Source organism: bacterium (assembly GCA_040753555.1).
Taxonomy (GTDB): Bacteria; UBA9089; UBA9088; order UBA9088; family UBA9088; genus JBFLYE01.
The window spans coordinates 1-3,889 of the sequence record JBFMDZ010000192.1 but is presented as its reverse complement, the minus strand read 5'-3'; the positions used below and the strand labels follow the sequence as shown (position 1 = coordinate 3,889).

Genomic DNA, 3,889 nt, shown 5'->3' with positions numbered 1-3,889 from the left:
TTGATGGTATTTAACAAAAAAATCTACAAAGGAAAAAAGAGGCTATGTTTTTGTGATGTGTTTTTGATATAATATATCCTGTTTAGAGGTAATTCTGGACAAAGGTAGCGAAATATAGGAAATTAAAGGCTAAAGACTAATGACTAAAGGCTAAACATATACTAATTCTTCCATATCTTTATACCTAGGGGGTGGATACCATGCTCCCGATGAGTACAATTATTTTCCATTAGTGAGAAAGAAAAGACGCTTGGCATATCCTTTGATATGCACAATAGAGGCAATTGTTATAGGCTGGTGTGGGATTAAAAAGCTTTCTTCTTATGCCATCGGCTGATTGTTTTATCTTTTCTTCTGTTTTATCAAGGTCTATATCCTTTAATTCATAAAATCCTTGTAATCCCGAAGAAAGGAATATCAAAGAAACCTTTGGAATCTTATTAAAAAGCCTATTCCAGGCAAAGGCATAAATGGCAAGCTGAAGGTTTTCCTTTACCCTTTTGTCTGCCTTTTCTTGTGAGGTTATATCGCCTGATTTAAAATCAGAGATAAGAACATTATTTCCATCTATATCTACTCTATCAAACCTTCCAATAAGCCTTATATCATCCTCCAGCATAACCTTAAAATCCATCTCAACATAGGTTGGAATTATACCCTTCTTTTCCTCCTCCTCATAAAACCTTGAAAGAACATTTTTCCCCTCATCTATCATCTTCTCTTCATGCTCTCTGCTTATAAATCCCTCACAAATCCAGGTTTTTTCAAATATATTTTGTATGTCAGATAGACTTACAGGCTTTTTCTCCCTCTTTCTTTTGTAATAGAATGATATTGCCTGATGCAGGGAATTTCCATAGATTACAGAAGGGTGTTTTTGGATGAACCCCTTTAGGATATGGACATACCTGTATTTCAAGGGGCAGGTGATATAGTCATCGATCTGGTAGTGGCTTAGGGTAATCAACCCCTCCTTTTCTTTATCCCCTATTTCAACCTCAACATCCCTTACCATTTCAATCTTATCCATAATCGGCGATGATTGGGGCTTCTCCTTTGGAATATCCAATGCTTCTGAAACAAATTGGGATGTCTTCCAGGGCCTCTTTGTTCCATAATCCCTTGCCGATGAAAGATAAAGCTCATCCTTTGCCCTTGTCATTGCTACATAGAATAGCCTCCGTTCCTCTTGAAGATGGAAGTCTCCCGATGGTAATATGTCCTTGATAAGGGCTTCTGGAATTTCAAGCAGATCAGGCCGATCACTTGAGGGAAAGTGTCTTTGCACAAGATGTGGGATAAAAACATATTTAAATTCAAGCCCCTTTGCCTTATGCACCGTAAGAATCTTTACCAACTCCTCCTCAGGCTCTGGCTCAACCGCACCTGGATCATCTCCCGATTCAATGAGAAGGTCAAGGTAGGAAACAAGCTCGGGAATTCTATTATACCTTAATAATGGCTGGATATTCTTTATTATCTCAAAAAACCTGCCAATATTTAAAAGCTTTCTTTCATTCTCTTTTGAAAGATTCCCTGTAAGTTCTAGAATATAAGAAAGAGAAAGAAATTGGTAAAGAATCTCGCCAGGTGAGAGCCTTGCCGAAAGGGAAATGAATCTTGTTATCTCATCCTTTATCCTTTCTATAATTTGTTTGGTTTCTTCCAATATCTCAATATCAGGATTATTAAAAACAAACCACAAAGATCTTTTTTTATTTGAGGATTCTGCCATAAGCCTTGCCAGGTCATATTGGTTTATCTGATAAATATCAGATTGAGAGAGGTAATAGAGGCTTAAGGTATCGTCAGGGTTATTGATAACCCTTAAAAATGCAATCAAGGTCTTTACCTCTGGCTGGAAATAAAGGCCTGTATCGCCACTAAAGTATGATGGAATGCCAAGTAGGTTTAATGTTCTTTTATAAATTTCTGCATCAGAGTTTGCCCTGACAAGGATAGCAAAAGAGGATGGGTTTTCTCCTTGCCCTATCTTTTCCTTTATAATTTTTCCTATAGCGTCTGCCTCTCCTGTTCCATCTTCGTAATGGATAAATATAGGCAGCTTTCCATCCTGTGTTCTTCCTATAAGGTGCTTATCTATCCCCTCCTTATACTCAAGCCTATCAGGATTATTATATTGTATAAGTTTGTATGAGGTGTCAAGGATTGGCTGGCTTGAGCGATAATTCTTCTTTAAGACAATAATTTTGTTATTGGGAAAGAAGCTCTGAAAATTTAATATATTTGATATTGCAGCGCCCCTAAACTTATAGATAGATTGATCATCGTCACTTACTACTGTAATATTTTCCGAGGCAAGCATCTTAAGCATTTGAAATTGTGAGAAATTTGTATCCTGAAATTCATCAACCAGGATGTGTCTATACCTTTCTTTGTATGATTTTAAGATATGTGGATTTTCCCGAAAAAGCTTTAATACCAGGACAATCTGGTCTCCAAAGTCAATAAAGCCATTCTTTCTCATCATCTCCTCGTATTTTTTATAAGAATAGCAAAGCTCAATCTGCCTCTCTTTGTAATCTTTATCCTCTTCTGTTTCGCTTGGCAAGGCTTCTACATATTCAATATATTCGCTTGGCTTTATATCCTCATCCTTACACCTTGCAATAAGCTTGGTAAGGGCTTGTAAGTATCTTGTTGGGTTTGTTAAAGGTCTATATCTTTTTAAGGGAAACCCAAATAAATTCTCCCTCAAGAATATTACCTGCTCTGCATTTGTTAAAACCTTAAAATCTGGTGGCAAGCCCATCTCCAATGCATTATCCCTTAAGATTCTATCACCGAATGAATGAAAGGTTGATATGGTATAATTTGTATAGCCATAAGGAATGAGGACATCTACCCTATTTTCCATCTCATAGGCTGCCTTATCAGAAAATGTTGTTGCAAGGATTTCAGAAGATGGAATTTTTTCTTCTGTAATAAGCCATGCAATCCTTTTTGTAATTACAGATGTCTTTCCTGTTCCAGCTCCGGCAATAATAAGAAGTGGTGAGCCTTTATGAGATACAGCCTCCCTTTGCTCCTCATTTAATTCATCTAGGAGATTTGTCATAACACATACCCTGACTCAATGAATTTTTGGCTCTTCACATAATATGGTGCAAAAAATAATTATTGGAAATTAAATTATATTACAAAGCTTTTGGGATTTCAAGATTTTATGTAAGGGATATTGAAACAATGAAGGAGGAGGATGTAGAAAAGGTTATTATCTAACATAAAAACTTGGGGAAGTTCTATAAGAAAAAAACAAATTTTGACAAAAAGGTTTTTAAAAGATTATAATTAGAGAATGGAAGAATTTGATGTATTGGAAGAAAAGATAAATAAGCTAATAGAAGAATTTAAAAAGCTTAAAAGCCAGGAAGGGGATACAAGTGGATTAAAGGAAGAGAATGAGAAATTAAAAGAAGAAAGAAGGCTTATAAAAGGAAAGATTGAAAGGATAGTCTCAAAGCTTGATGAGATATGAATAAGGTTAGTGTAGAGATTATGGGTAAATCTTATACCCTTGTCTCTGATGAGGAAGAAAAGGTAACAAAAATAGTTGCAGGCTATGTTGATAAAAAGATAAAAGAAATTTACAAAAATCTTCCTTCTCTTCCTCTGGATAAGCTTGCTATCCTTGCGGGGCTTGAGATTGCAGATGAGCTATTTAAAACAAAAAGAAATGTTCATGAGAGGATAAAAAAATTATCCTCCCTTATTGATTCATCGCTAAAATGAAAAAAATAGTATCTAGTGTCGTGTTGACTAAATTTCGCACGAATTTTACTAAAGTTTTAGTTCACAAAAGCCGATAATATAAATAGGGATATTTTCCCAGGAGGTATTGGCAATGCGTGGACCAAAATCAAAAACA

3 protein-coding genes are annotated in these 3,889 nt (G+C 35.6%); 2 read left to right on the top strand and 1 reads right to left on the bottom strand.

Annotation, left to right across the window (positions count from 1 at the left end):
• Positions 1–229: 229 nt before the first annotated feature.
• A complete protein-coding gene (locus AB1630_11035; protein ID MEW6104326.1) occupies positions 230–3,079 on the bottom strand; it encodes an ATP-dependent DNA helicase in 2,850 nt (949 codons plus the stop codon).
• A gap of 240 nt (positions 3,080–3,319) precedes the next feature.
• On the opposite strand from AB1630_11035, the gene AB1630_11030 reads away from it, so the two are divergent.
• Entirely contained in the window at positions 3,320–3,499 is a 180-nt protein-coding gene (locus AB1630_11030; GenBank protein ID MEW6104325.1) for a hypothetical protein, read from the top strand.
• On the top strand, positions 3,496–3,753 hold the full coding sequence (locus AB1630_11025) for a cell division protein ZapA (protein MEW6104324.1): 258 nt from the start codon (positions 3,496–3,498) through the stop codon (positions 3,751–3,753). The genes AB1630_11030 and AB1630_11025 overlap by 4 nt, the downstream gene beginning before the upstream one ends.
• Positions 3,754–3,889: the final 136 nt, after the last annotated feature.

Coding starts and splice junctions, on each gene's coding strand:
- AB1630_11035 (MEW6104326.1), bottom strand. CDS start 3,079: ATGACAAATCTCCTAGATGAATTAAATGAGGAGCAAAGGGAGGCTGTA.
- AB1630_11030 (MEW6104325.1), top strand. CDS start 3,320: ATGGAAGAATTTGATGTATTGGAAGAAAAGATAAATAAGCTAATAGAA.
- AB1630_11025 (MEW6104324.1), top strand. CDS start 3,496: ATGAATAAGGTTAGTGTAGAGATTATGGGTAAATCTTATACCCTTGTC.